Annotated in this window: 25 protein-coding genes; 8 read left to right on the forward strand and 17 right to left on the reverse strand. The window is 64.5% G+C overall.

The window, feature by feature from the left end:
• Both AB0J52_RS00005 and AB0J52_RS00010 read right to left on the reverse strand, forming a co-directional pair.
• The coding region (locus AB0J52_RS00005) for a hypothetical protein (protein WP_500179303.1) at positions 1–184 on the reverse strand (184 nt) is incomplete at its 3' end.
• A 112-nt stretch (positions 185–296) separates the two neighbouring features.
• Positions 297–443, reverse strand: coding sequence for a hypothetical protein (locus AB0J52_RS00010; RefSeq protein ID WP_500179304.1), 147 nt, complete (start codon positions 441–443; stop codon positions 297–299).
• A gap of 139 nt (positions 444–582) precedes the next feature.
• Between AB0J52_RS00010 and AB0J52_RS00015 the strand changes: the two genes are divergently transcribed.
• The 5 genes from AB0J52_RS00015 (at position 583) to AB0J52_RS00035 (ending at position 4,906) form a co-directional block, all read left to right on the forward strand.
• Complete coding sequence (locus AB0J52_RS00015; RefSeq protein ID WP_500179305.1) at positions 583–1,446, forward strand: winged helix-turn-helix domain-containing protein; 864 nt, start codon at positions 583–585, stop codon at positions 1,444–1,446.
• A complete protein-coding gene (locus AB0J52_RS00020; RefSeq protein WP_500179306.1) occupies positions 1,443–2,138 on the forward strand; it encodes an HAD family hydrolase in 696 nt (231 codons plus the stop codon). Before AB0J52_RS00015 ends, AB0J52_RS00020 begins: the two co-directional genes overlap by 4 nt.
• Positions 2,135–2,953, forward strand: coding sequence for a phosphotransferase (locus AB0J52_RS00025; RefSeq protein ID WP_500179307.1), 819 nt, complete (start codon positions 2,135–2,137; stop codon positions 2,951–2,953). The genes AB0J52_RS00020 and AB0J52_RS00025 overlap by 4 nt, the downstream gene beginning before the upstream one ends.
• A gap of 259 nt (positions 2,954–3,212) precedes the next feature.
• A complete protein-coding gene (locus AB0J52_RS00030) occupies positions 3,213–4,154 on the forward strand; it encodes a tyrosine-type recombinase/integrase (protein WP_500179308.1) in 942 nt (313 codons plus the stop codon).
• 110 nt (positions 4,155–4,264) lie between these two features.
• Positions 4,265–4,906 carry an SMI1/KNR4 family protein gene (locus AB0J52_RS00035; protein ID WP_500179309.1) on the forward strand — a complete coding sequence of 214 codons (642 nt, stop codon included), beginning with the start codon at positions 4,265–4,267 and terminating at the stop codon, positions 4,904–4,906.
• A gap of 41 nt (positions 4,907–4,947) precedes the next feature.
• On the opposite strand, the gene AB0J52_RS00040 is transcribed toward AB0J52_RS00035, so the two are convergent.
• The 6 genes from AB0J52_RS00040 to AB0J52_RS00065 form a co-directional block, all read right to left on the reverse strand.
• Positions 4,948–5,178, reverse strand: a complete 231-nt coding sequence (locus AB0J52_RS00040; protein ID WP_500179310.1) for a hypothetical protein — start codon at positions 5,176–5,178, stop codon at positions 4,948–4,950.
• Positions 5,179–5,257: 79 nt separating this feature from the next.
• The gene (locus AB0J52_RS00045) at positions 5,258–5,551 is read right to left on the reverse strand and encodes a helix-turn-helix domain-containing protein (RefSeq protein WP_500179311.1); all 294 of its coding nucleotides are present in this window, start codon (positions 5,549–5,551) and stop codon (positions 5,258–5,260) included.
• A gap of 185 nt (positions 5,552–5,736) precedes the next feature.
• Entirely contained in the window at positions 5,737–5,943 is a 207-nt protein-coding gene (locus AB0J52_RS00050) for a DUF397 domain-containing protein (RefSeq protein ID WP_500179312.1), read from the reverse strand.
• A gap of 91 nt (positions 5,944–6,034) precedes the next feature.
• Positions 6,035–6,235: a DUF397 domain-containing protein gene (locus tag AB0J52_RS00055; RefSeq protein ID WP_500179313.1), complete on the reverse strand. Its 201-nt coding sequence runs from the start codon at positions 6,233–6,235 to the stop codon at positions 6,035–6,037.
• A gap of 16 nt (positions 6,236–6,251) precedes the next feature.
• The gene (locus AB0J52_RS00060) at positions 6,252–7,121 is read right to left on the reverse strand and encodes a helix-turn-helix domain-containing protein (protein ID WP_500179314.1); all 870 of its coding nucleotides are present in this window, start codon (positions 7,119–7,121) and stop codon (positions 6,252–6,254) included.
• Positions 7,122–7,740: 619 nt separating this feature from the next.
• Complete coding sequence (locus AB0J52_RS00065) at positions 7,741–7,881, reverse strand: hypothetical protein (RefSeq protein ID WP_500179315.1); 141 nt, start codon at positions 7,879–7,881, stop codon at positions 7,741–7,743.
• Between the two features lie 99 nt (positions 7,882–7,980).
• Here AB0J52_RS00065 and AB0J52_RS00070 point away from each other — a divergent pair, with 99 nt between their 5' ends.
• The gene (locus AB0J52_RS00070) at positions 7,981–8,691 is read left to right on the forward strand and encodes an ATP-binding protein (RefSeq protein WP_500179316.1); all 711 of its coding nucleotides are present in this window, start codon (positions 7,981–7,983) and stop codon (positions 8,689–8,691) included.
• Between the two features lie 54 nt (positions 8,692–8,745).
• Here AB0J52_RS00070 and AB0J52_RS00075 read toward each other — a convergent pair whose 3' ends face one another.
• The 4 genes from AB0J52_RS00075 to AB0J52_RS00090 form a co-directional block, all read right to left on the reverse strand.
• Entirely contained in the window at positions 8,746–10,554 is a 1,809-nt protein-coding gene (locus AB0J52_RS00075; RefSeq protein ID WP_500179317.1) for a relaxase/mobilization nuclease domain-containing protein, read from the reverse strand.
• 7 nt (positions 10,555–10,561) lie between these two features.
• Complete coding sequence (locus tag AB0J52_RS00080) at positions 10,562–10,990, reverse strand: plasmid mobilization protein (protein ID WP_500179345.1); 429 nt, start codon at positions 10,988–10,990, stop codon at positions 10,562–10,564.
• 164 nt (positions 10,991–11,154) lie between these two features.
• Positions 11,155–11,526 (reverse strand): DUF6193 family natural product biosynthesis protein, encoded by a 372-nt coding sequence (locus AB0J52_RS00085; RefSeq protein WP_500179318.1) that lies wholly within the window; start codon positions 11,524–11,526, stop codon positions 11,155–11,157.
• 316 nt (positions 11,527–11,842) lie between these two features.
• Positions 11,843–12,856, reverse strand: coding sequence for a HEAT repeat domain-containing protein (locus tag AB0J52_RS00090; RefSeq protein WP_500179319.1), 1,014 nt, complete (start codon positions 12,854–12,856; stop codon positions 11,843–11,845).
• Positions 12,857–13,275: 419 nt separating this feature from the next.
• On the opposite strand from AB0J52_RS00090, the gene AB0J52_RS00095 reads away from it, so the two are divergent.
• Positions 13,276–14,031 (forward strand): DUF5131 family protein, encoded by a 756-nt coding sequence (locus AB0J52_RS00095; RefSeq protein ID WP_500179320.1) that lies wholly within the window; start codon positions 13,276–13,278, stop codon positions 14,029–14,031.
• Here AB0J52_RS00095 and AB0J52_RS00100 read toward each other — a convergent pair.
• From AB0J52_RS00100 to AB0J52_RS00120, 5 genes are all read right to left on the reverse strand, one after another.
• Positions 14,009–15,136, reverse strand: a complete 1,128-nt coding sequence (locus AB0J52_RS00100) for a three-Cys-motif partner protein TcmP (protein WP_500179321.1) — start codon at positions 15,134–15,136, stop codon at positions 14,009–14,011. The genes AB0J52_RS00095 and AB0J52_RS00100 overlap by 23 nt on opposite strands.
• Positions 15,137–17,298: 2,162 nt before the next feature.
• Entirely contained in the window at positions 17,299–17,427 is a 129-nt protein-coding gene (locus tag AB0J52_RS00105) for a hypothetical protein (RefSeq protein WP_500179322.1), read from the reverse strand.
• Between the two features lie 275 nt (positions 17,428–17,702).
• The gene (locus tag AB0J52_RS00110) at positions 17,703–18,056 is read right to left on the reverse strand and encodes a hypothetical protein (protein ID WP_500179323.1); all 354 of its coding nucleotides are present in this window, start codon (positions 18,054–18,056) and stop codon (positions 17,703–17,705) included.
• A gap of 725 nt (positions 18,057–18,781) precedes the next feature.
• Positions 18,782–20,044 carry a DEAD/DEAH box helicase gene (locus AB0J52_RS00115; protein WP_500179324.1) on the reverse strand — a complete coding sequence of 421 codons (1,263 nt, stop codon included), beginning with the start codon at positions 20,042–20,044 and terminating at the stop codon, positions 18,782–18,784.
• Positions 20,045–20,534: 490 nt separating this feature from the next.
• The gene (locus AB0J52_RS00120; RefSeq protein WP_378263553.1) at positions 20,535–20,738 is read right to left on the reverse strand and encodes a cold-shock protein; all 204 of its coding nucleotides are present in this window, start codon (positions 20,736–20,738) and stop codon (positions 20,535–20,537) included.
• A gap of 369 nt (positions 20,739–21,107) precedes the next feature.
• Between AB0J52_RS00120 and AB0J52_RS00125 the strand changes: the two genes are divergently transcribed.
• A complete protein-coding gene (locus AB0J52_RS00125) occupies positions 21,108–21,440 on the forward strand; it encodes a helix-turn-helix domain-containing protein (RefSeq protein ID WP_500179346.1) in 333 nt (110 codons plus the stop codon).
• Positions 21,441–21,481 lie beyond the last annotated feature (41 nt).

Here is a 21,481-nt window from a genome sequence, read left to right on the forward strand (position 1 = left end):
CCTCCCGCAGCGGGCAGGTGCCGCACACCTCGGCGGCCACCAGCAGCCGCGCCGCGCGCTCGTTCGGCGACTCGTCCGGGTCACCGATGTGCAGCTCGGGGTCGAACCGGCACTGCGCGCCTCTGAGGGGCCTTCCTCGCAGATCCAGCACCGGGAACGGCAGGGGCAGGGGCGAAGCGGACACGGGCGTCTCCTCGGGAGCCGTGATCGGGTGGGACGGACGCAGCCCAGTGGCGTGCTTGGTGGCCTGTGCACTAGGCCGCGTCCGCGTCGTGGGGATGGTCATGGCGGCGAGGTCAGCTCAGTCCGCCGGCGAACTTCATCAGCGCGCTCATGCCGTGCTTGACCAGCGCGGCGGCGCCCTCGGGGTTGTTCCACACGTAGAGCAGCGCGGCCAAACCGGCGAGCGCCTGCGGCCACTTCTTCGGCTGGGACGGAATCACGATCGCCTCCACGCGAGAGCTTGGCCAACCTGACTAGCCAGGTTGCGATGACCAACAGCATGGCCAGCTTGGCTAGTCAGGTCAACCCCATCGGCGGAGATTTTTACTGGCCTGGCTAGCCAAGGCATACGCTTGGCACATGAGCGTGGACATGGACGCCCTCGGCGAGCTGGACCCGGACGACCCGCGTACGCCGTCGCAGCAGATTGCCCACAAGCTGCGGGCTGCGATCCTCACGGGCAAGCTCCAGCCAGGTGACCGGCTTCCGTCGCAACCCGATCTGGCAACCCGATACGGCGTGGCACGAGAGACCGTTAAGGCGGCTCTGCGAGTACTCCAAGGCGACCGGCTCATCATCAGTCGGCAGGGGAGCGGTTCCTACGTACGGGCCCAGACGGAACGGCCAGTGGGGTTGCGGCCACACGTAGAAGCTGCATTCGAAAGTCCGCACGTCTCTATCGACTTCGCCGGCTTCTCCGGTGAGACGCTGCATAACACCCTTATCGAGGTACTCGATAAGGTCCGTGCCGGACGCCTCACGCCCGAGTCGCTCAAGATCCGCATCATGATGTGCGACACGTCCGCACCGATGGCCCTACCCCGCCGAGTCGGCACTGATACGGCAGAGGTAGCGATTAGGGAGCGCGCCGACCGAATCACGCGCCGGGCGGTAGAAGGGATTATCGACGCCGTACACGAGATCGCGGATCTTGGGCTCATTAAGTCAGCCAGCGCCGAGGTACGCGTGCATGAAATCACGCCAGCGTTCAAACTCTACATCCTCAACTCAGAAGAAGTCTTCTACGGCCTTTATCCGGTAATGAAGCACACCATCAGGCTGAACGGAGACTCAGCCGAGATCTACGATCTCATGGGCAAAGACACCACCCTATTCCACTTCTCTAGCAACGACGAGACCTCAAACGGACCGCAGTTCGTGAAGGAAGCGAGAGGTTGGTACGACGCCCTATGGAGCACGCTCGCCCGCAGATACCAGGCATGACTCTGCCAAGCCAGATCGTCCGGTCAAGTGCTGTTCTCCTGCTCGACTTCGACGGGCCGGTCTGTAGGCTCTTCTCCGGCTACCCAGCGTCAGAAATCGCGGAGGAAATACGATCCTTCTTGCTTGATCAGGGCACCGATCTACCAAAGGCTTTGCACACCGAACGCGACCCGCTTGCACTCCTCAAGTGGACTAACGATAGTGCACCTTCTCTACTGCAGCAGGTCGAAGGGATCCAGGAGCGTGGGGAAGTAAGGGCCGCAGAGTCAGCGGCCCCTACTGCCCATTCCAGCGATGCTATTGAGTCGGCAACGCGAAGTGGACGTCCCGTGCTGATTGTCAGCAATAATTCGGCGCGCGCCATTTCCCACTACCTCAAGTTGCATCAGCTCACGTCGAGCATTGCCAGCATAGTTGGCCGCGTACCCGGTTGCCCCGGCAAGATGAAGCCGGATCCTTATAGCGTCCTAAAAGCCTTCGAGCTAGCGGGCAGCCCTCCATCACGTGGCGTCCTAGTCGGCGACTCCATAACGGACATCGAAGCGGCACATAAGGCCAGTACACAAAGTATCGGCTACGCGAAGACCGAGACTCGCGCTACACAACTCGCTAACGCTGGCGCTGACGCGGTTGTCGACAACATGGCGGTTATAGCGGAGGCATTCGCCAAGTCTTCACCGGAAGCCACATGACAGGACACGAAGTCCGCGTCCCCGCGGACGTTGCGAAATCAGTCGCAACTCGGTGGCCCGACCTCTACACCGAGTGGCATAAATGCGTCATTAATGAATTGGCTGAACTCTGCGCACGTTATGAAGCCGTACCGGTAGCAACGTTCGCTGCACGCTACGGCCTAGTCGTTGAGGTGGCCGCCAAGGCTGGTCGTCTGGTAATGCGCTCCAGTCCCGATCCTCATGGGGCAGAGCAGGCACGGGTTTCTGTGGCCATGTCCAAACTAGGAAAAGCCCCAAAAGTCCGCGAATGCTTTACGTCCCACACCGGCACGTGGGTAGTCATGGACCGCATCGTTCCTGGGACCACTCTCGATAAGCGTCCAATTCCCCTAAGCTCCTTGGCTTCTCTCCTGCAACCGATGCTCAACCACCCCTCCCCCGACAACGACATGCCGTCCCTCGTTGATTGGTTGCGCCGGCGTCTTCTAGATGACGAACTAAGCGACCTCGCACCAGGTCGCCAGCCAGCGCCTCGGGAGCAGCGCCAAAGCGCCATGAGCGACCTCGCCTGGCTAGCCACCCGCCCTATGGACGGGCTATGCCACGGCGACGCATCGCCAAGAAACATCTTGGAAGGCCAACGATCCGCGCTGTTCCTCATTGACCCAAGGGGCGTACGCGGGGAAGTCGCCTACGACGTTGCCATAGCCGCGTGGAAGACAGCGGGCGATGGGCGGGCAGAGTCGCGCGCGATGCAGCTAGCGCAGCTCGTGGGCGTCGCCCCTGATCGTGTGTCCGCGTGGTTGAGCGTCGCGGACGCTGCCAGAGTCTGAAGGGCACCGGCGAGCGGACCGGTCCCCGTGAGGCCATGTGCCGAATACGTGCCGAAGTCCACGGGGTCAGCACGCCTCTTCCTCTCATATCCCCAGGTGAGGCGGCGGATTGCTCAGAGAAGAGTCCTCCCCTGAAAAGCGGAAGGTCGGCGGTTCGACCCCGCCCCTGCCCACATCTTGCCTCTGACCAGCGAGAACATCGGTAACGGGTTGATCACCCCAGGTGTATACCGCTGGAACAGAGGAAAACTTTCCCACGATGGGTACGCATCGCAGGCGGCCCAAGAACCTCCACGCAGGTTCCTACCAGGCCGCGATCAACTCCTTCGCCCTCCACCTCAACGCTGAGGGCAAATCCCCTAAGACGGTACGAACCTACGTCGAAGCGACGCAATGGTTCGCTGCCGCACATCTCCGCGACAAGACCACCCACACCGACTGGGACGACGTCATCCCTGACGACGTCCGAGCCTGGATGGTCTGGCTGCTCGATACCTACTCCGACAGCTACGCGAACAACCAGTACCGAGCCCTCCAGCAGTTCTTCCGCTGGTGGTCCGAGGACGAGGAACTCCCGAACCCGATGGCCAAGCTCCGGCCGCCGGCCGTGGGCGAGAAGGTCGTCCCCGTCTTCACCGAGGAAGAGCTCAACAAGCTCCTGCGCAGCTGCGAGGGCCGGACGTTCGTCCAGCGCCGCGACTTCGCCATCCTGACGCTCTTCCGCTCGACCGGCCTCCGCCTGTCGGAACTCGCCGGCATCAAATACGACCCCGACGACCAGGACCGCAGCGACCTCGACCTGATGCGCCGCGAACTCCTGGTCACCGGCAAGGGCAACAAGCAGCGCATCGTCCGCTTCGGCCACGGAGCGGCCCGCGCGGCCGACCGCTACATCCGCGTCCGCAACAAGCACACCTACGCGTCCAACCGTGCTCTCTGGTTGGGCACCAACAACCGCCCGCCCATGACGGCGAACGGCATCTACCAGATGGTCGCCCGACGCGGTGAGGAGTGCGGCGTCGCCGTCAACCCGCACAAGTTCCGCCACCACTTCTCGCACACCTGGCTCGACCGGGGCGGCGCCGAAGGCGACCTGATGGAACTCAACGGCTGGACGTCCCCACAGATGCTCCGCCGCTACGGCAAGAGCGCCGCAAGCAAACGCGCCCGCCGCACCTACGACCGCATCATGGAGGACTGACCACGAACGCCGGAGGCCCCGGGCGATCCGCCCGGGGCCTTCGTGTCTATGCGGTGGACCGAGCCGAATAATTGCTCGGACGGCGCCTTGAGAACGGTCATGATCTACACATGCTTCGCAAGCTCCTCGGGCGGCGGCAGAAGACCAGCTCCGTCCCTACCCCGCAATCCCCCGGCCCTCTGACGGAGGCCGAGGTCGCCGAGGCCGAACGTGATCTCGGTATCGGATTTCCGGCGGAGTATCGCGACTACCTGCTGAACGTCAGCGCTGGCGGTGTAGTGGAACGTCTGCACCGCACCGCAGACGGTTGGGGCTGGCAGCACCAGGACGTGTGGGGAGAACAACTCCAAACGCCGTTCCCGCATCCGGACTCCTGGTCCGAGTATGCGGACGACCTGGGTGTTCGGTATCCGGAGCGAGCGGACTTCGCCGACGAGGAGGCTTTCGCGACCGCCGTGGAACCGTGGGCCCGGGAGTTCCGGGATCTCGAATGGCGGCAGGTCGCGGGTACGTTCATCGCGCGCAGCCACGGCTGCACTTTCAACACCCGCATGGTCGTCTCCGGGCCGCTGGCCGGCACCATGTGGTGGGAGGACCTGGGCTGCTGCGGCGTGATCGTCCCCCTCTCCTTGGATCACACCGTCGCCGCGCCACAGCCCATGACCTTCAACGAATGGCTCCGCCACGGTGCGGACTCGTACGCACTGAAGCCCCCCTTCGAGCCCACCCCCACACCGTCGCCAAAGCGATAGGACCGTGAGGGCTCGGGCGTGGAACACCCGAGCCCTCACGCTCACCCTCGCCGTCTCGCTTGTGCGCTGCGTTTCGCCAGCCGGAGCATGTAGGCGCGCTTCGCGTGCTCGGCTCGCTGTCGGCGCTCGTCGGGGTCGAGTTGCCCGTCCGGATCAACTTCGCGCTCGAAGCGAGCGAGGAAGGCGTCACGGGCGGGCTGGGTCCGTTTCTTGCGGTCGTGCGTTCTGCTCCAGGAGGTCAGGGCGGCGATGCGCTTGTCGATACTGCTCACAATCACCTGCTTCACGAGTCGTCGCGCCGCTCACGAACGACCCCCCGCCGTCGTAAGCGCACGCGGGTGGACAGCCGGTTCAGTTCTCGCTGGCAGTGGACGCAGCGCCAGACCGAGCCCGGCGCTGCGCACGGTATCCCGCACCCTTCTTCGGCTCGGGTTCTTTGGGGACGGACAGCCCCGGCTCACGATGCGGTTGCCGAAGGACCTCGCGAACAGCTTCCCAGGAGTACCGGAAGTCCTTGCCGGTCTTGAGCGCGGGGATCTGCCCGGCGTTGGCCATCCGCCGGACGGTCTGCGCCGACAACCCCAACTTCGCCGCCAGCTCCGCGGTGGTCAGCACATCGGGATCACGGCCTGCCTGCTCGGACATCAGCGCACTCCAGGTCAGCGAACGAGGCACTCAGCAGCACACTCTTCGACTACTTAACAAAGCTTGAAGCTGTTTGCGCTCCAACAATGCCACGCTGAGTTATCTTTCGACAACCACCGCACCGCGCGTCCACAGATCCGCTCCAAAAACACCAAGCACCTGCCTGGCCGGGCGTAACGGGCCTCTTAGCTGCTCGTCCGATCCCCCACGCACCGCAGCACCGCGCGCCACGCAGCAGGGTTCATGAACAGAACGCCCGAGCCCGGAGCCTTTGAGTCGCGAAGGGCGATCAGCCCGGAGATGGGTGCCACCTCGACGCAGTCGCTGTCTGTGCTCCCGCTCCAGCTTGACTTGCGCCAGCGAGCTTCCGAGGGGTCAACGTGAGGACTCATAAGATCGCCGGCACTCCTCTAAGAGGTCTACATCCAGGCTGGACAGGCTCCCTGCTGGTCGGCCAGAGCTTCCGAAGCTGCACCGTCCGGGTCAGGCATTCGCCCGATCTGTCACGTGGCGCAGCACCGCGCGCCATGTCGTCGGCGTCACGAGCAGGGCCCCCGCGTCCGGAGCCTTCGAGTCGCGGACGGCCACGTTTGAGGCGACGGCCGCGACCTCCACGCACTCTCGTGTGGCATCGCTTCTGGAGCTCTTACGCCAACTCGCACCGGAGAGGTCAAGGCCGTCCACTTCGCGACTCCCTGGGTCATGCAGGCATGTACTCCTTCGCGACGTCGGCGATGAGGCGGAGGCTGTTCTCGGGGCTCAGGGCCATGGCGCGAAGGTGGTCGAATGCCACGGTATACGGCCTTACCTGCCCGGCATCCTCCACATACAGCGTGCCGACCTGCTGCTCGATGTAGACCAGATCGGCATCCGCCGTCTCGGGAAAACCCAGGGCCACGAAGCTTCCGGTCATCGCCTGGTGCGCTCCTGCAGAGAAGGGCAGAACCTGGATGGTCACGTTGCTGAGTTCGCCGGCCTCGACCAGGTGAGTGAGTTGAGTGGCCATCGTCTCCGCCCCACCGATGACCCTGCGCAGGACCGCCTCGTTCAGGACGACCCAGAGATCCAGTCGCCGGTCCTCCGCCGTCAGGCGTTGTTGGCGCGCCAGGCGCAACTGGACGCGACGCTCGATCTCATCCTCGGAAGGCTTGCTGGGTGGGATCTGGAGTAGTGCGCGATGGTAGTCGGACGTCTGCAAGAGCCCCGGGACCAACTCCGCCTGGTAGACGCGCAGCGAGTCGGCTTCAGCCTCCAGGCCGACGTAGTCCTGGAAGTCATCCGGGATCACGTCGGTGTAGGTGTGCCACCATCCTCGCTGCTTCGCCTGCCGTGCCAAATCGAGGAGGCCTTCGCGGTACTCCTCGTCCTCGACCTCGTAGACGTCGAGCAGTAGTCGCAGGTCGCGAGTCTTGATGCCGCGCCGACCGGATTCGATGCGGCTGATCCATGACGGGTCGGCCTCCATGCGCCGCGAAGCCTCCACGCCTGTCATGCCCTTGCTCAGGCGGAGCGCCTTCAGCTCGGCGGCCAGACGACGACGGCGGACGGTGGGACTGCTTCCGACAGCCACGCACGCTCCTTCACTTCGATACCGATCAGCGTCGCGTTAAAGATCAACGGCATAAGTGTTTTGGCATATTGCCAAAACATGATTGGGGTGGCAATGTTGACAGTGTGTCACCGAGTCATCTCTCTTGGTGCATGAACGGTACGTGTGCTCCACGCGCACGAACGATCTCTCATCCCCGTCCCGCGTCTCGGAAGGAGGAGTGGACGAGCAGACGAGGCGGTCCCGGCCGGTGCTGGCACACCGACCGGGACCTTGATCGGATTCTGGAGATCCAACCAATGCACAATCGTACGAATCCCCCGGGTGTGGGGACAGTCCAACCCGCGGGCTCGTCCCCGCCGGCCCCCGTTCGCTTTCCGCACGCGAGGGCCTCTTCTCCGAGCCAGTCGCCTTGGGCAAGGCACGAACCTGACCCGGAGCGTGTGCTCGCCGAGCTGCACGCCCGCAATCCCGCGCTTGTCGCGTGGTGGGGAGAGTGGACGGGGAGCTACTGGCATCTCGACCAGGAGCTGGACGGTACGTTCCGCCTCTTGGAAGCGGCCACGGCTGAGGAGCTGCATGCTCAGCTCGTCGTCCTCGCGCGACGGACGGAGTGGCCTCCTGCTTGGTCGTCAGTTCCTCAGCCGTCGGCCGCGGCTTTCCAGCGCGTCCCGAACACCTCGGCGAGGCGCGTCCCGAGTCCGAGGGCGAGGGCGAGGGACGTCCCGGTGGCTCCCAGGGCTCGGCGCGGGTTGCTCTCCCGGCTGCTGCGCACGTTCACAGGACGCCGCCACCTTGAGCATCCTGCCAAGGCCGGCTCGTGCAGGAAGGCGTGCTGCGTTCCGAGCCAGCGCGGGCGGCGGGACGGGCGGGATGTGCTGTGCTGAACAGTCTCTCTCCCGACCTCATCGCCGGAGGGCACTGCTCCTTCCCTCTGCCGAGTGACGCGAGCTGCGCTTCCGTCGCGCGCTCGTCGCTCACCATCCTCATGAACGATCTCGGACTGCCGTCCGACCTCATCGACGACGGCGCACTCGCCGTCTCGGAGCTGGCCACCAACCAGCTGCTCCACGCGCCGGGCAGCAGCGCCGAGCTCTGGACGTGGATACGCACCCACCCTTCCCCTCATCTGGTGGTCACGGTCTTCGACACCGCCCGCGACGTCGTTCCTGTCCGGTCGGACGACTACCTGTTGGACGAGCACGGGAAGGGACTCGCGATCGTCGCCGCCCTCGCGGCCTCGGTCGGCGCGCATCCCAGCCGCGCTCGCCTCCAGGCGAACCCGGTGGAAGGGAAGGCCGTCTGGTTCACGCTGCCTCTGCCGCATCCCTGGCTCGGCACAAGCGTGAAGCCGAACCCGCTTCGTGCGAGGCAGCAGCTCCTTCTCGCTCTTCGGTCGCGTGGCCTGCCCGCCAAGCGCGTGAGCGACACTCCCGGCACGACGACGATCCACCTCGACAGGCTGCGCATCGACATCACCTGCGACGGCTTCGCCTGGTGCACCGAGGACGGCCTGCCCCTCCGGTATCCGCTGCTCGATCTGCAGGACGCCGTCGAGGCGATCATCCTGCAGATCGACACCTCATCCTGAGGCCGTTTCGCTTGGGCAGGCCGTCATGAGCATGGCGGCCTGCCCCTGCGGGTCTTAACGGGTCGGACTGCGTCGTCTCGGCGTTGGATCCGGCGCGCGTCGAATGGGCGGACTGGCAGTGAACGGGGGTCGCCATCCCTGTGGCAGCTCCGCCCGCACCGGTGCTACGTCCGGGACGTCCGGGAGTGCGTTCGAGGCGATCGCTCTTGGCTTCTCTGCTTTTGGGGTCTGAAGCAACCAGGGCGGCTCGGGGTGCTCCGGTGTCGTCCGGCGGATAAGTGTTGCCGCGGTCCTGGCCGCGTCCGCTTGGGGCTGTCGGCGATGCAGGCGGTGCAGGTCTGTGATCGCTTCGATGAGTGTCACGAGAGCGGCGGCGAGTTGGAGCATGAAGCCCGCGTCACCGGCTCTGGTGGTCGCTAGGACTCGGGCGATGCCGCGCAGCCGCATCCCTGCTGGTGTCGGGCGGGGAACGCGTCCATATGGTGCGCGGGCTGCACGGTCGTAGGCGTCCGCGGCCTGGTCCAGGTGGCGATTCCCGGTCGCGAGCGCAGCCGATCTGAGCATGTCGGCCGCGGCCCAGCAAGCGTCCTGGGCACGGTGCGGATCGACGACCGTGTTGCGCCGAATCTCGGCGGTCGCGAACTCCGCCGCCCTCGTCGCGTCCCTGTAGATCGCCTTGCGCTCCTCCGTTGTCAGTTCCGGGGGTGGGGGCTTCGGCACCCCGCCGTACAACGCGCGCCACAAGGCCGGCCACGAGAGGTCGGCCGCCAGCTTCCCTCCGCTGAACCATCGGAGTCGGCCGCCAGCATCGAAGTGATCGGGAAGAGCAACGGCGTAACCCGTGATCTCACCTGGATTGATCTCGCTCTGCCGGAGCCGAACCACCAGCCCCTCGCTTTCCAAACGCTCGAAGAACTCCGCAGGTGTCCGCGCGTGTCCGGCGGCTTCCCGGAGGACGGCCCGCAGGTAGGCCCGCGCGGTCCGCTCTGACAGGTCCCGTCCGGACACGGCCGGACTTCCGGACCGCCAGCGCGCCCGCAGCTTGGGAAGGGTGAGGTCAGCGGCTAGTTTGCCGCCGCTGTACCAGACCGCGAGTCCGCTCGCCGTGCGACCTTTCCGCAGCGCAACCGCGTATCCAGTGACCTGGTCCGGCTGACGTTCGCTGTACCGGAACCTGACGACGACGCCGGCCTCCTGGAGCCCAGCGAAGAACGCGGCCTCACTCCCCGCCCCGGCCGCCGCAGTCTGCACAAGCCGACGCAGTTCGGATCGCGCATCGCGCGGCATGCCGATCCGACGCGCCTTCTCCGTCTCTGCACGGGTCGAGCGTCGGGCCGCGGTCCGGTCAGCCGGAGCCGTCCGCCGTAGTCCGAAGCGTTCCTCGATGGAGCGGCACGCGGACCGCACACGGTAGGCGTCGTTCCACACCTTCGGACGCGTCCCGTCCTGGCGGGCCAGGGCGGCGACCAGGTGGACATGGTCGTCGGCGTGCCGGACCGCGATCCAGCGGACGCCGTCCGGATCGCCGTCCGGGGCCAGTCCGGACCGGTCCATCACCTCGCGGGCGACCTGTGCCCACTGCTCATCGCTCAGGATCGGGTCCTCCGGCGCCGCTCGAACCGGCACATGCCACACCGGGCGAGGATGGTTTCGATTTCCGAGAACCTCCACCGGCAGTGACAGCAGTTCAGCCAAGTGCCGGAGGTCCCAGCGTCCGTCCTCTCGCTGCGTCGGCTGCAGGAGATGCGCGGGCCGAAACCCAGCCACAATCCGCGGCGCAACGTGCTCGCCATTCGCGCCGGGCCCGAACAGGTACCGCAACACCCCATGAACCCGATCCCGCCGCAGGACCTTGGCGATCAACGAGCGGTCACCGCAGCTTCCTCCGGGCCTCCTGCACGGCCTCGTCCAGCCCCAGCAGGACGCGCTCTGCCGTCCTCGCATATCCCTCAAGCGCCGCGGTTGGCGCCCCTGACGCGTGCAGCGCGGCTACCGCTTGATTGAGGTTGACCCCGACCCGATTCACCTGCCCGGACGCCTGCATGAGTCCGGTCACGACCTCTCGCCACGGCTCACACTCTGGCGGTTCCCGCTCTTCAACCACCGACAGAGCCGTCTCGGCGACGAACGCCCCCAACGCCCAGCCCGACCGCTCCGCAGCCGCCGCCAACGCGGCCCGTTCCTGCTCCGAGACCCACACCGGAATCCGACACGTCCGCCGATCCACTCCGCGCTGATACCGACGCCTTCGTGCCCTCCGCCGCACCCTCACTTGCTCGTCGCTGCCCGTCTCTCCCATCCGCACCCCCGTCTCCTTCTCACGGACCGCGCCCGGTCCCCCATCGCCTCGCCTGGATCGCGCCCGACCCAGGCCAATAACGCGCCGAAAGGCCATCTCTTGCCCCGCCCCCGCGGGTTTCTGCGTCGCCCCAGTCGACATGCCGGGCCGAGGCCCTCGGGCTCTTAACCCGCCTCGTGCACGGCGAGCTCTTCTGATGTGCCGAGGAAGGCCGGTCCACAGTTGGCTGGAAGACGTTCGACCACCATCGCAACGGCCTGGGCGGCGGAGGCCGCTGGTCCCACTGTCTGGGATCGCAGCGGGCCCGAAACCCAGTAGCCGTCTCTCGCGGGCTGGATGTAGGGGATGTCCCACGTCCAGCGCCAACCGGTACAGCGGCTGAAGTGCAGCTCACTCATCCCCGTCCACGGGAACAACTCGCGAAGACGAGGCTCGGCATAGGCGGCATCGATCAGCTCGGTGCGAACCCGCCCGTCGTCCCTCACGGCTTGCCAGGCAGCCTCGACGATGGCACGGCTAGACGGTTCAACGCTCACAGCCACCACCATCACCAGTGCACGCAGCCCGGGCGGGTCGAAGGCACGCAGTCCAGGTCACGGACTCGTGCACGCGAGCCGCAGGCAGGTTGAAGGACGCAGTCATCGTTCGACGTTCCCAGGCTCGTTCACGATGCGTCTCCGGCATCAGAGAGAGTCCGATCACCAGCACCTGCCTTCCGTCTGAGCCTCACCCAAGCAGGAGTCCCTTCAGACGAGTTCACAAGCTTTGCGCTCCATACTTCCCCGTCGGTGACACAGAGTCAACATCCTCATCGACCCCCGTAGCTGCCGGTTGGAACTGCGCGGCGGGGCACTACTTACTCGGCTCGGCCCATGGATCGTCATGCACCGCCCGCCAGTCCACCTCGGGGTTGAGCATCAGGTACACGCAGCGTCGTAGACCGCCACCGTCCCAGTCGACGCCTTCCATCCAGGGGACGCCTCCCAGCTGTTCGGCGAGTTCATCGGTGATCTGCATCGTGAGCAGGGCTCGAAGGTCATCGGGGACCGGATCGTCGACCAGGCAGAGCCAAGCGATCGCGGCACTCACCCGCCAATCGACAGGCCGGTCCGGGGCCGACCACCATTGCCGCAGCAACTCGGCGGTGCTCTCATCTTGATGCTCTCTGGCCAGTTGAGCGAGCGCCAGGATGAGGCTCATGCGCGCGGCCGGCACATCCTCAACGCCCAACCGTCGCCGCAACGCGAGGGAAACCAGTTCGGTGCCGTCCAAGACCGTGGCCAGCACGTAGCAGGCGCCCGACCGGACCTGCGCATCGGCATCATTGAGCAGCTCCAGCAGCAGAGACACATCAGCGGTGACAGCGATGCGCGCCGCCCGTACCGCCCAGTTCTCCAGCTCACCGCTCAAGAGGACCATCGGGTGGTCATCCTCGATCCGGAGCAGACCCCTTCGCGTTCCGTCCCCGCAATACCGTCGCCGTGCCGCTCTACCGACAAGGAAGAGGAGGTCGGCACGATGGTGCGCTACCGGCGCGACGGCCAGACGAAGCAAGAACGGGGTCGCCAGCGCCGCTGGCGGGTAGGTTCCCCCCTCATGCAGCACTTCGTCCCCTAGCTTCTTCAGGGCTCGCCCAGCGGTCTGCTCGTCGGGAGAAGCTATTTGCTCCAAGTCTTCGGGCACGTTCACCGCTAGACCGTAACCGTGCCAGAAACGACCCCAGGGGATCTGGTCGTACTTCAGCTCGTCCTTGACGTCCGGCGGGATCCCCGCGACCACAACGCGCACATCCAGATCCGACCCCTCACGCCGTATCACCTCGTCGTATGACCACGACAAGAACCCCTTGCGGAACCCATCACTCATGCGCCCGATCCTGGCAGCCCACACGGGCGCCATGAACAAGCTAAGGAAGACGCCGAGGCATCGCGATCAACATGACAGCTGGCCAGGCACCGGGCGCCAACCCGATCGGCCTCGTCGAGCAGGTGCCCCCAACACGCCGAATGAGAACTTTCTCCACGTCTTCAAGAGCGCCGCTGCGCGTCGCCAGCGGTCGCCCGTCCCGTCCGGTCCCGCTGCGCCGTGTCGCTCGGCCACGTCACCAACTATCTACGTCGATAAGGCACCGGCGGCGGACCTGCGTCCACTACGTTCTGAAGCGAAATTTGGCCATCACTGGACACGCGCTAGCGCGCGCCGAACATGCGTTCGACGCTCAAGAGCGGTATGAATAACGCAATAGGTGCTGGCCCTTCAAGAGTACTCACAGGGAGTGAAGTTCTATGGCCGACCGGAGTTCCATCGAGTGGACAGAGGCGACATGGAATCCCACGACTGGCTGCGATCGAGTGACCGCTGGATGCGATCACTGCTACGCGCTAACACTTGCGAAGCGTCTTAAAGCGATGGGGGCATCCAAGTATCAGAACGACGGCAACCCGAGGACGTCGGGCGCCGGCTTTAAACTCACCTTGCATGAGGAATCACTGAAAATCCCATACAAATGGCGCAGCCCTCGCACCGTCTTCGTGAATTCAATGTCGGATCTATTCCATGCACGCGTCCCGCGTACATTCATTCATGAAGTATTTGAAGTGATGGAAAATACGCCCCAGCATACATATCAGATACTTACAAAGCGCGCGAGGAGATTGCGGCTAGTATCAAAAGAGCTTACATGGCCTGAAAATGTCTGGATGGGCGTGTCGGTGGAAAACCTGTCCACTGTACATAGAATTGCCGATCTCCGGGCATCGGGCGCAGTAACAAAGTTCTTGTCATGCGAGCCCCTCTTGGGGCCTCTACCAGACATCAACCTTGAAGGTATCGACTGGGTTATCGGCGGGGGCGAAAGTGGACCAAACTTCCGCGAGATGAAGTCCGCCTGGATCTGTGACCTTCGCGACGCGTGCTTGGAGTCACAAGTGCCGTTCTTCTTCAAGCAATGGGGTGGGCAGACACCAAAAGCTGGCGGCAGACTCCTCGATGGACGCACGTGGGACGAAATGCCGCACGTTAAATCGTCCCCTGTAGTTTGACTACGCTATCCTTCTTGACCCGACCAGCTGGTTCAACTCGCACGACGCCACCGCGTCTCATCTGTTCTATTGCGCTCCGCGCATCACGTGGGCGCCAACGCGCCGTCTCCAAGAGAAGCCAGTTGCCAAGCTCCTCGACTGTAGTCTGGCCCTGTGCAAGGCGCTGTCCCACGAGTTCATGAAGCTCTGGTTGATCCCCTCCGGCAAACAGAGTCCCTTGACCTGGCAATGTGGCCCCTCTTGTTCGAGGGTCTGCGAAGCTCATACCATCACTATGGTCTACATCCCACATCGAGTTTTTCATCACCTCCACTCCTTTTTCATGCTTCGTGCCATATACGAGATAGAGCGGAAGGCCAGTTTTCGGCACAACCTTGAAATGAAGGCGATACTCAAAACCTGCCCTATGCATAGCATCTCTGTAAGTTGAAAGCCATTTGCGCCAGCGCTCGTCAGGACGACTATCTTGATCGGCAGATTCCCAGTAGGATCGACCACCAAAAACGGCATCCAGCACGTCGGTATTCAGGTCTTCTCGTCGCGAAAACCAATTAGGCCCGAAGGTCGTAATTACCTCACTGGAGGGATTGTGGCCGATCTTGGCAACTTCTGCGAGCGGAACATTAACGTTCCCCCAGCTATCAAATATTGCCAAGACTGGGTGTCCCCACGCACCGACTTCGGTGAGTATCTGACCGCAGTCACTCGCACACCCGTGGCGAATCACGACACGCACAGGCAGCAGCTCAAGATCACCGAAGCGCTTAAATAGTAGCGCCTTCAAATACTGGAAACGCGCCCGGTCATTCTCCACGAAGATCAGGCAGACGCGGTCCCGGCTTAGATGCATTCGCTGTCGCGCGGTATGCGCCAAAAGTCGTTCAAGGGCAAACACAGGGGACCCATCCTCGCCATTCAGATATTTCCCCGGCCCCGCGAATGCATCTACATATGTGACACGCGGGCGAAGGCCCCACGGGCCTGACTGGAGAAAGATCGGCCACCAGGCATCGAGGTAACTCTTATATAGTCGATGCTTGGCAGCAGTAGCGGGCTCAAGTTTCCAGAGTACTGCCATTTTATTCCATACCTCCGGTTCACCCAATAGCCTACGTTAAGGCCCAGCCGAACGAAGTGCGCTGACCACAGTTGGACGCAGGGGTCACCCAAGCATCTGCCATGGGGTATCACGTATGGTTGCCTTTCAGGGGCAGAAGAGCCATATAACGTTGACAGGCAGTCCCCACCACTCCGAGGGGCCCACGATCAGCACGCATACCGAGCTCGAACCAGGGACCTCCACCGCCCTGGCCCCCGCAAGCCGGTGTGTCCGTTCGCGGGAGACGGTCTGTCACATCTTGAGCACCGTTCGCACGAACAAGCACCCCGGTCCGTCGATCGCGTCATACTTTCCGGCTGCGAGTGTTGAGCTACCTTCGAAGCCTTAGACGAAGCTGAGCGGTGCGTACCGCGATTTGAAGGGCCGAGGTCAGCACCGCCGCGCGTGACTGCAACGTCCCGCTACAAGCTCAGCCGAGGACGTCCCCAGCTTCCGAGCGCCGCCCGCTTCTCCTCAAGCAAGGTGTGGACGTAGATCGTCATCGTGACGTCGATGTCCCTGTGTCCCCGGTCTCACGAACGACGTCCGGGGCCACCCCGAATTGAAACAGCAGCAAGAGGCAGGTGTGCCGCATGCCATGGAGCCGAACACCATCCAGGCCAGCCGCCTCCCGAACACAGCTCCAGCTCCAGCTCCAGCTCCAGCGAGGGTTGTCCGGCTCCATCGGCGTCCCGACACGCGATGCGAAGACGTGCCCCTATTCTTGCCAGTTCGCCCAGGCATCCGGCCGCTCGTCCAACTGACGGGCCCTTGTGCTGCGCCAGGCTAACGGCGCAGCACACCGGCAGCGGGATGGTCCGCTCAGAGTCCCGGACTCTTGGGCGCAACGAACCGGACTAGGTTGTCATCAGGATGAAGCAGTGTGTTCGCCTGGGTCTCTTGGCGCCGGCGTGCCTCGAAAGTTGCTGAATGAAGCGGGCAGATGCGCTGGCCGTGCAACTGGACTGCGGTTCAAGGGTGAACCTACTCCGGTCACTTCAGATCGGACGACGTTTACGAAAGCTAGTCGAGCTTCTTCAAGCGGCCTTCGCTGCTGATTCCATGACTCCACATCGACGATAACGCCATCTTTGATAGATGCGCTCATTAGCCAAAACTCGCGATCGATCCTGGATGCAGCTGATACAACGCCAGGCGCTCCGACTATGGCAATAGCGTCTAGAGCTTCATTCCAGTCTTCCCATCTCATTTCGCCTCCTTGGCGCCAGGAATGCAGTAACGAAAACTGCGTGCGCGTTGATTCGGAGATCAATCGCATGCATGCCTCAAGCTCCTTGTCGCGCGCCCAGTGACCTTTCTGGGATCTGTGGCTTACTATGCCTCCGGCGGCGACACCTAGAAGCGAGACAACCGCGCCTCCGGCACTTGACACGACAATCGGCAGCCAGGCCGTCATGCTCTCCACCGTTAGATTCGATTGCCTACATGGATAATCAGAGTGTCCCGCGTGCGCAACTGCGCGGTCACTGACGACGGAGTTAGGGTCCGGTCACTTGGCCTCCCAGTGCCGGAGCTTGGGCTTAGCCAGCCGCACGCTCCGGGGCCGCTCACCCTCAGATTGAGGGGCACTGAGGTCCGCTGTTCAGCACGGAAGTACAGCAACGGTCCCTTACGACAGCTCATGCGGGCTCACGACCCGGCTAGACGACCTTGTGGCTCGGGGGCCTGGGGGAGGAATCCAGCACAGGCCAGGGGACAGACCTGGACGGGCGTGAATCTTGTTCGTCTGACTCGCGATGAACCGCTCCATGCTGTCGGCGTCAGGTTGCCAAGGCGAACTACACCGACCGTCACCAGCATCGTCTTATGCCTCGCAAACCGGCCTCGGCGTGCAGGAAGCGCGCCCGCACCATCATTCCCGCGCCGTACGACCGTGGGCGGCGCCTTACGTCCGGGTGAGGTATGCCTTCCGTGGGTACGGTTGTGGAAGAGCGCGGTGGTAGCTCGGCGGGAAGATAATCCGCTTATCGGGTTGTCGCTCGTCAGGGACCAGGGTTTTCGCAGGTCAGTACAGCGTTGGGGCTGTGTGGCATGAAAAGCGGAAAGTCGGCGGTTCGACCCGCCCCTGCCCACACTCTCCGAACAGCCAAAAAGCCCGGACACGATCATGTGTCCGGGCTTTTTGACAGCAACGTCCCGCTACAAGCTCAGCCGAGGACGTCCCCCAGCTTCCCGAGCGCCGCCCGCTTCTCTTCAAGCGAGGTGTGAGCGTAGATCGTCATCGTGACGTCGATGTCACTGTGTCCCGCGATCTCCCGGACGACATCCGGAGCCACCCCCAGGTGGAGTACCGCGGAACGCCGCCAGCATCCCAGCTGTAGAGGACGCGCACTTGCCATGGGCCACTCCACTCCGGAACAGCGGAAAGGGGTGTGATTCCCCCTCGGCCACACCTTGTGATCAGCGAAGGGGTCGTGTGGGCGGCGGGAAATGCCTCTCGCCCGCGTGGGGCGTGTTGTGCATCGTCTGAGCTCCGCAGGAGCCAGGTTCCGTCGGTCGGTGTGTGCAGGACGGCGACTTGGCGGGGAACAGAGCGTCGCCCGCGCGACCGTTACGGCCGGCGTCTACGTGGGGCATCGGTCATCGCTTTGAGCCACTGGCGTAAGGCCTCGAGGTCAGCCGTGGTCACTCCTCGGCTGGCGTTGATGCGGTGCAGGAGGGCTTCCGCTGGATGGTGGTGCGTTACCCAGGTTCGATCTGTGTCGGTGAGTTCGTCGTCCAGCCAGGCGAACGGGCGTCCGGCCGCCCAGGCGACAAGGTGGCGAGTTTTCCAGTGCAGGCCCATGCGCTCGTCGTGCTCATCGACGTCGGATGGCTCAGGCCACTCCACCACAGGTAGTTGCGGAAGTCCGAGGCGAGGCGAGATCAGGTCGTTGGCGTCCGTCGTCCAGGTCGTCGCCCACACCAGGTCACGGCAAGGAGAGCAGGCGCGGCCCGAGGTCCGGATCGACACGCGACAGGAGTGGATGAGCTGTCGTGGACCGACCGTCTTCATAGACGGGGTACGGCGTTGCGGCTCCGAACGGAATGACTGGCCCGTCCACGTCGAGAAAGAGCAGTGGAGGCATCAACGCCGTCTCGCGCGGGCTGGATGAAAGAGATGTCCGTGTCCAACGCCCACCGGACCAACAGCTGGAATGCAGCTCCGTGGGGACAATCCGCGTGGACGAGGCTCGGTGTAGGCGGCGTCGATCAGCTCGGCAGGACGCCGCGCGTCCTGCCGGGGAGCCTCCACGATGGAACGGCCAGGCGTTTCGTTGCTCGTGCTCAGCTGAGAGTCTCGTCCTTCCGAGACAGACTGTAGAGCGCATCTATAGGGATTAGGTGACATGCTTCGCGCCCTATATTTCGGTAGCCGAGCGCGAAGAGTCAACGTCCCCCGGGGACGCGACCGCTGGTTCAGGAGCGGGCCGATCACGGCGGGCAGCCGTCGCGAACGCAGCCAAGCGGCTCTGACGGGACGGCCACGCCTGATTTGCTCGTGGTGACGCGACCAGCCCCACGGGTGCAGCAGGTCGCCCAAGAAGATGGGCGGCCTGCTGAGCCGCGCGGTGGTCGGCCACCCCGACTCTCGTCGGCGGCTTGGTTTGATGGCCCGCGGGGTGGGCCCGCGGGCGTCGGACGGGGTGGCTATCTGCCGGCGCGGTCGGTTGTCGCGAATCGCTGGGGGCGGCGGTTTCGGGCAGGACGGCGGCTACGCCCGGCTCCGTTGTCACGCCGTCCTTCGGAGGCCGGAGCGGAGATGGTGACGGGGATGCCGGACGGCGGTCGGGCACCGGTGATGCGGTTGAGTTCGGGGTCACCGGACCGCACCCGCGTCGAGTGCGGCGTGATGCCGGCCGTCACCATCATCCGGTCCATCTCGTGGCGCTGCCTGGGCAGCACCAGGGTGACCACGGTGCCGGACTCGCCCGCGCGTGCGGTGCGGCCGCCTCGGTGCAGGTAGTCCTTGTGGTCGTTGGGCGGGTCGACGTTGACGACCAGGTCCAGGCCATCGATGTGGATGCCGCGCGCGGCCACGTTCGTGGCGACCAGGACGGAGACGTCTCCGTTGCGGAACTGCTCCAGAGTGCGGTTGCGCTGCGGTTGCGACTTACCTCCGTGCAGCGCCGCGGCGCGTACGCCGCTGCTCAGGAGGTTGCGGGCCAGCCGGTCGGCGGCGTGCTTCATGTCGACGAACATGATGACGCGGCCCTCACGGGCGGCGATGTGCGTAGTGGCGTCCTGCTTGTCCGCCTCCGTGACGTGCAGCAGGTGGTGCTCCATGGTGGTGACCGCTCCCGCCGACGGATCGACCGAGTGAACGACCGGGTCGGTGAGGAAGCGCCGGACCAGGCGGTCGACATTGCGGTCCAGCGTCGCGGAGAACAGCATCCGCTGACCGTCCGGGGCGACCTGGTCGAGCAGCGCGGTGACCTGCGGCAGGAAGCCCATGTCGGCCATCTGGTCCGCCTCGTCCAAGACGGTGATGCCGACGTTCTCCAGGCTGCAGGCGCCCCGGTTGATCAGGTCCGTGAGCCGTCCCGGGGTGGCGACCAGGATCTCCGCACCGCGCTGGAGGGCGGCGGCCTGCCGGGAGATCGACACGCCGCCGACAACGGTGGCCGACCGAAGCCTGAGCGACTGGGCGTAGGGCAGGAGGGCGTCGGTGACCTGCACGGCCAGTTCGCGAGTCGGGACGAGTACCAGGGCCAGCGGCTTACGCGGCTCGGCGCGCCGACCGGCGCTGCGGGCGAGCATCGCCAGGCCGAAGGCGAGGGTCTTTCCCGAACCGGTACGGCCACGGCCGAGGACATCGCGGCCGTTCAACGCGTCCGGAAGCGTCGAGGCCTGGATGGCGAACGGCTCCGCCATCCCCTGCCGGGTCAATGTGGACAGCAGGGCCGCCGGCATGTCCAACTCGGCGAACGACGCGGCCGGGGGCAGCGACGGCGTGGAACTGAGGGGAAGCGCGAAGTCGTTCTGCCGCCGGGCGGCTGGCTGGCGCGAGGTCCTGGTGGACGAGTGAGAGAAGCGACGTTGAGACGGACGGGTGCCATGGGGCATGTGTTGAGCCTTCCCTGAAGTGGCACGTTTCGAGGAAGACTCCGCAGCCCGAGGCCAGAGCGATCGCAAGAACGAACCAGAGTGAACCGCGAAGCAGCACCGAAACTGAAAAGGGCACCGCGTGATATCGCGGAAGGCGGCTGAAGGACGGGCTCTGGGCTGAGCAGTGTGCGGCCGAGAACCCGCAGCCAAGTACTTGGGGGAGCCGTAGGGCAGAACGCCGAAGAAGGGCTACGCCCCTGAAAGATCAGACGCGGGCATCGGCAGGAAGATCGCTTCCTGCCGGCAGGCGGGGCGCCGGGCCCAGGTGTGGGCCCGGCACCGCCCTGTTCGGTTCTCAGGCGGGAACGATGTTCTCCGCCTGCGGGCCCTTCTGGCCCTGCGTGATGTCGAACTGGACCTTCTGGCCCTCCTGGAGCTCACGGAAGCCCTGGGCGGCGATGTTCGAGTAGTGGGCGAAGACGTCGGGGCCGCCGCCGTCCTGCTCGATGAAGCCGAAGCCCTTTTCCGAGTTGAACCACTTCACGGTGCCGGTGGCCATACTTTTTTCCTTCCGAAAGGCAATTACGGAGCCCACACTCTGCGAGCCACGCGTCGCCGTAATGAACCCATCCGGTCGGACTACCGGTAAAAACAAAAAATGCGCCGTGCTGAGCATCAGCAGGCGCACATAAGCTCATGGGAACCACAACTGCAACTACCGTCACGCTACCACCAGCGGGTGGATCACGCAAGCTGCCGGGCACGGTCCGGCCGAAGCGCTCCGCCGGCTTGCCGTCCGACCGGAGCCAGCTGACCAGATTGCGCGATCTTCCTTGGGACCGGAGACCAGACCGGACAGTGGGCCCGATGGCCTGATCAGACCGTCCCACAGGCCGAGCCCGAGCGGCAGGCTCGCGCACGTGCCGAACTGGACGCCTGCGTCGTCAGGTACCCCCTCAAAGAACTCCGCAAGGCCATCGGCAAGATACAAGCCGAGATCGCCCAGTCTCTCGGTGTCTCACAGTCTCGGGTGGCACAGATCAACAACGGCGACATCGAAGCCAAGGAGTTGGAGCCACGCCACGCCTACGCCACCGCACTAGGCGGACACTTGTACATCACCGTCAGCGTCGGCCCCACTCCTTCAAGGCCGCCTGACTCGCGAGGGCTGACAGCAGCGGTGACAGCAACAGCAGGCACCAGCGCCAGCCGCGGGCGCACACCGGCAGCCGGTCAGGCTCGGACGCCGCTTCACCGGTAGGGGTGTTACTCAAGCTGAAAGGGAAGGTCGGCGGCTCGACC

The sequence above is a fragment of the Spirillospora sp. NPDC049652 genome (assembly GCF_040675125.1).
Taxonomy (GTDB): domain Bacteria; phylum Actinomycetota; class Actinomycetes; order Streptosporangiales; family Streptosporangiaceae; genus Spirillospora.

Bases quoted from the DNA above. Each gene is read 5' to 3' on its own strand.
- AB0J52_RS00095 (WP_500179320.1), top strand. From the start codon at position 13,276: ATGGCCGACCGGAGTTCCATCGAGTGGACAGAGGCGACATGGAATCCC.
- AB0J52_RS00020 (WP_500179306.1), top strand. From the start codon at position 1,443: ATGACTCTGCCAAGCCAGATCGTCCGGTCAAGTGCTGTTCTCCTGCTC.
- AB0J52_RS00025 (WP_500179307.1), top strand. From the start codon at position 2,135: ATGACAGGACACGAAGTCCGCGTCCCCGCGGACGTTGCGAAATCAGTC.
- AB0J52_RS00030 (WP_500179308.1), top strand. From the start codon at position 3,213: ATGGGTACGCATCGCAGGCGGCCCAAGAACCTCCACGCAGGTTCCTAC.
- AB0J52_RS00050 (WP_500179312.1), bottom strand. From the start codon at position 5,943: ATGAGTCCTCACGTTGACCCCTCGGAAGCTCGCTGGCGCAAGTCAAGC.
- AB0J52_RS00015 (WP_500179305.1), top strand. From the start codon at position 583: ATGAGCGTGGACATGGACGCCCTCGGCGAGCTGGACCCGGACGACCCG.
- AB0J52_RS00045 (WP_500179311.1), bottom strand. From the start codon at position 5,551: ATGTCCGAGCAGGCAGGCCGTGATCCCGATGTGCTGACCACCGCGGAG.
- AB0J52_RS00120 (WP_378263553.1), bottom strand. From the start codon at position 20,738: ATGGCCACCGGCACCGTGAAGTGGTTCAACTCGGAAAAGGGCTTCGGC.
- AB0J52_RS00035 (WP_500179309.1), top strand. From the start codon at position 4,265: ATGCTTCGCAAGCTCCTCGGGCGGCGGCAGAAGACCAGCTCCGTCCCT.
- AB0J52_RS00090 (WP_500179319.1), bottom strand. From the start codon at position 12,856: ATGAGTGATGGGTTCCGCAAGGGGTTCTTGTCGTGGTCATACGACGAG.
- AB0J52_RS00080 (WP_500179345.1), bottom strand. From the start codon at position 10,990: ATGGGAGAGACGGGCAGCGACGAGCAAGTGAGGGTGCGGCGGAGGGCA.
- AB0J52_RS00115 (WP_500179324.1), bottom strand. From the start codon at position 20,044: ATGCCGGCGGCCCTGCTGTCCACATTGACCCGGCAGGGGATGGCGGAG.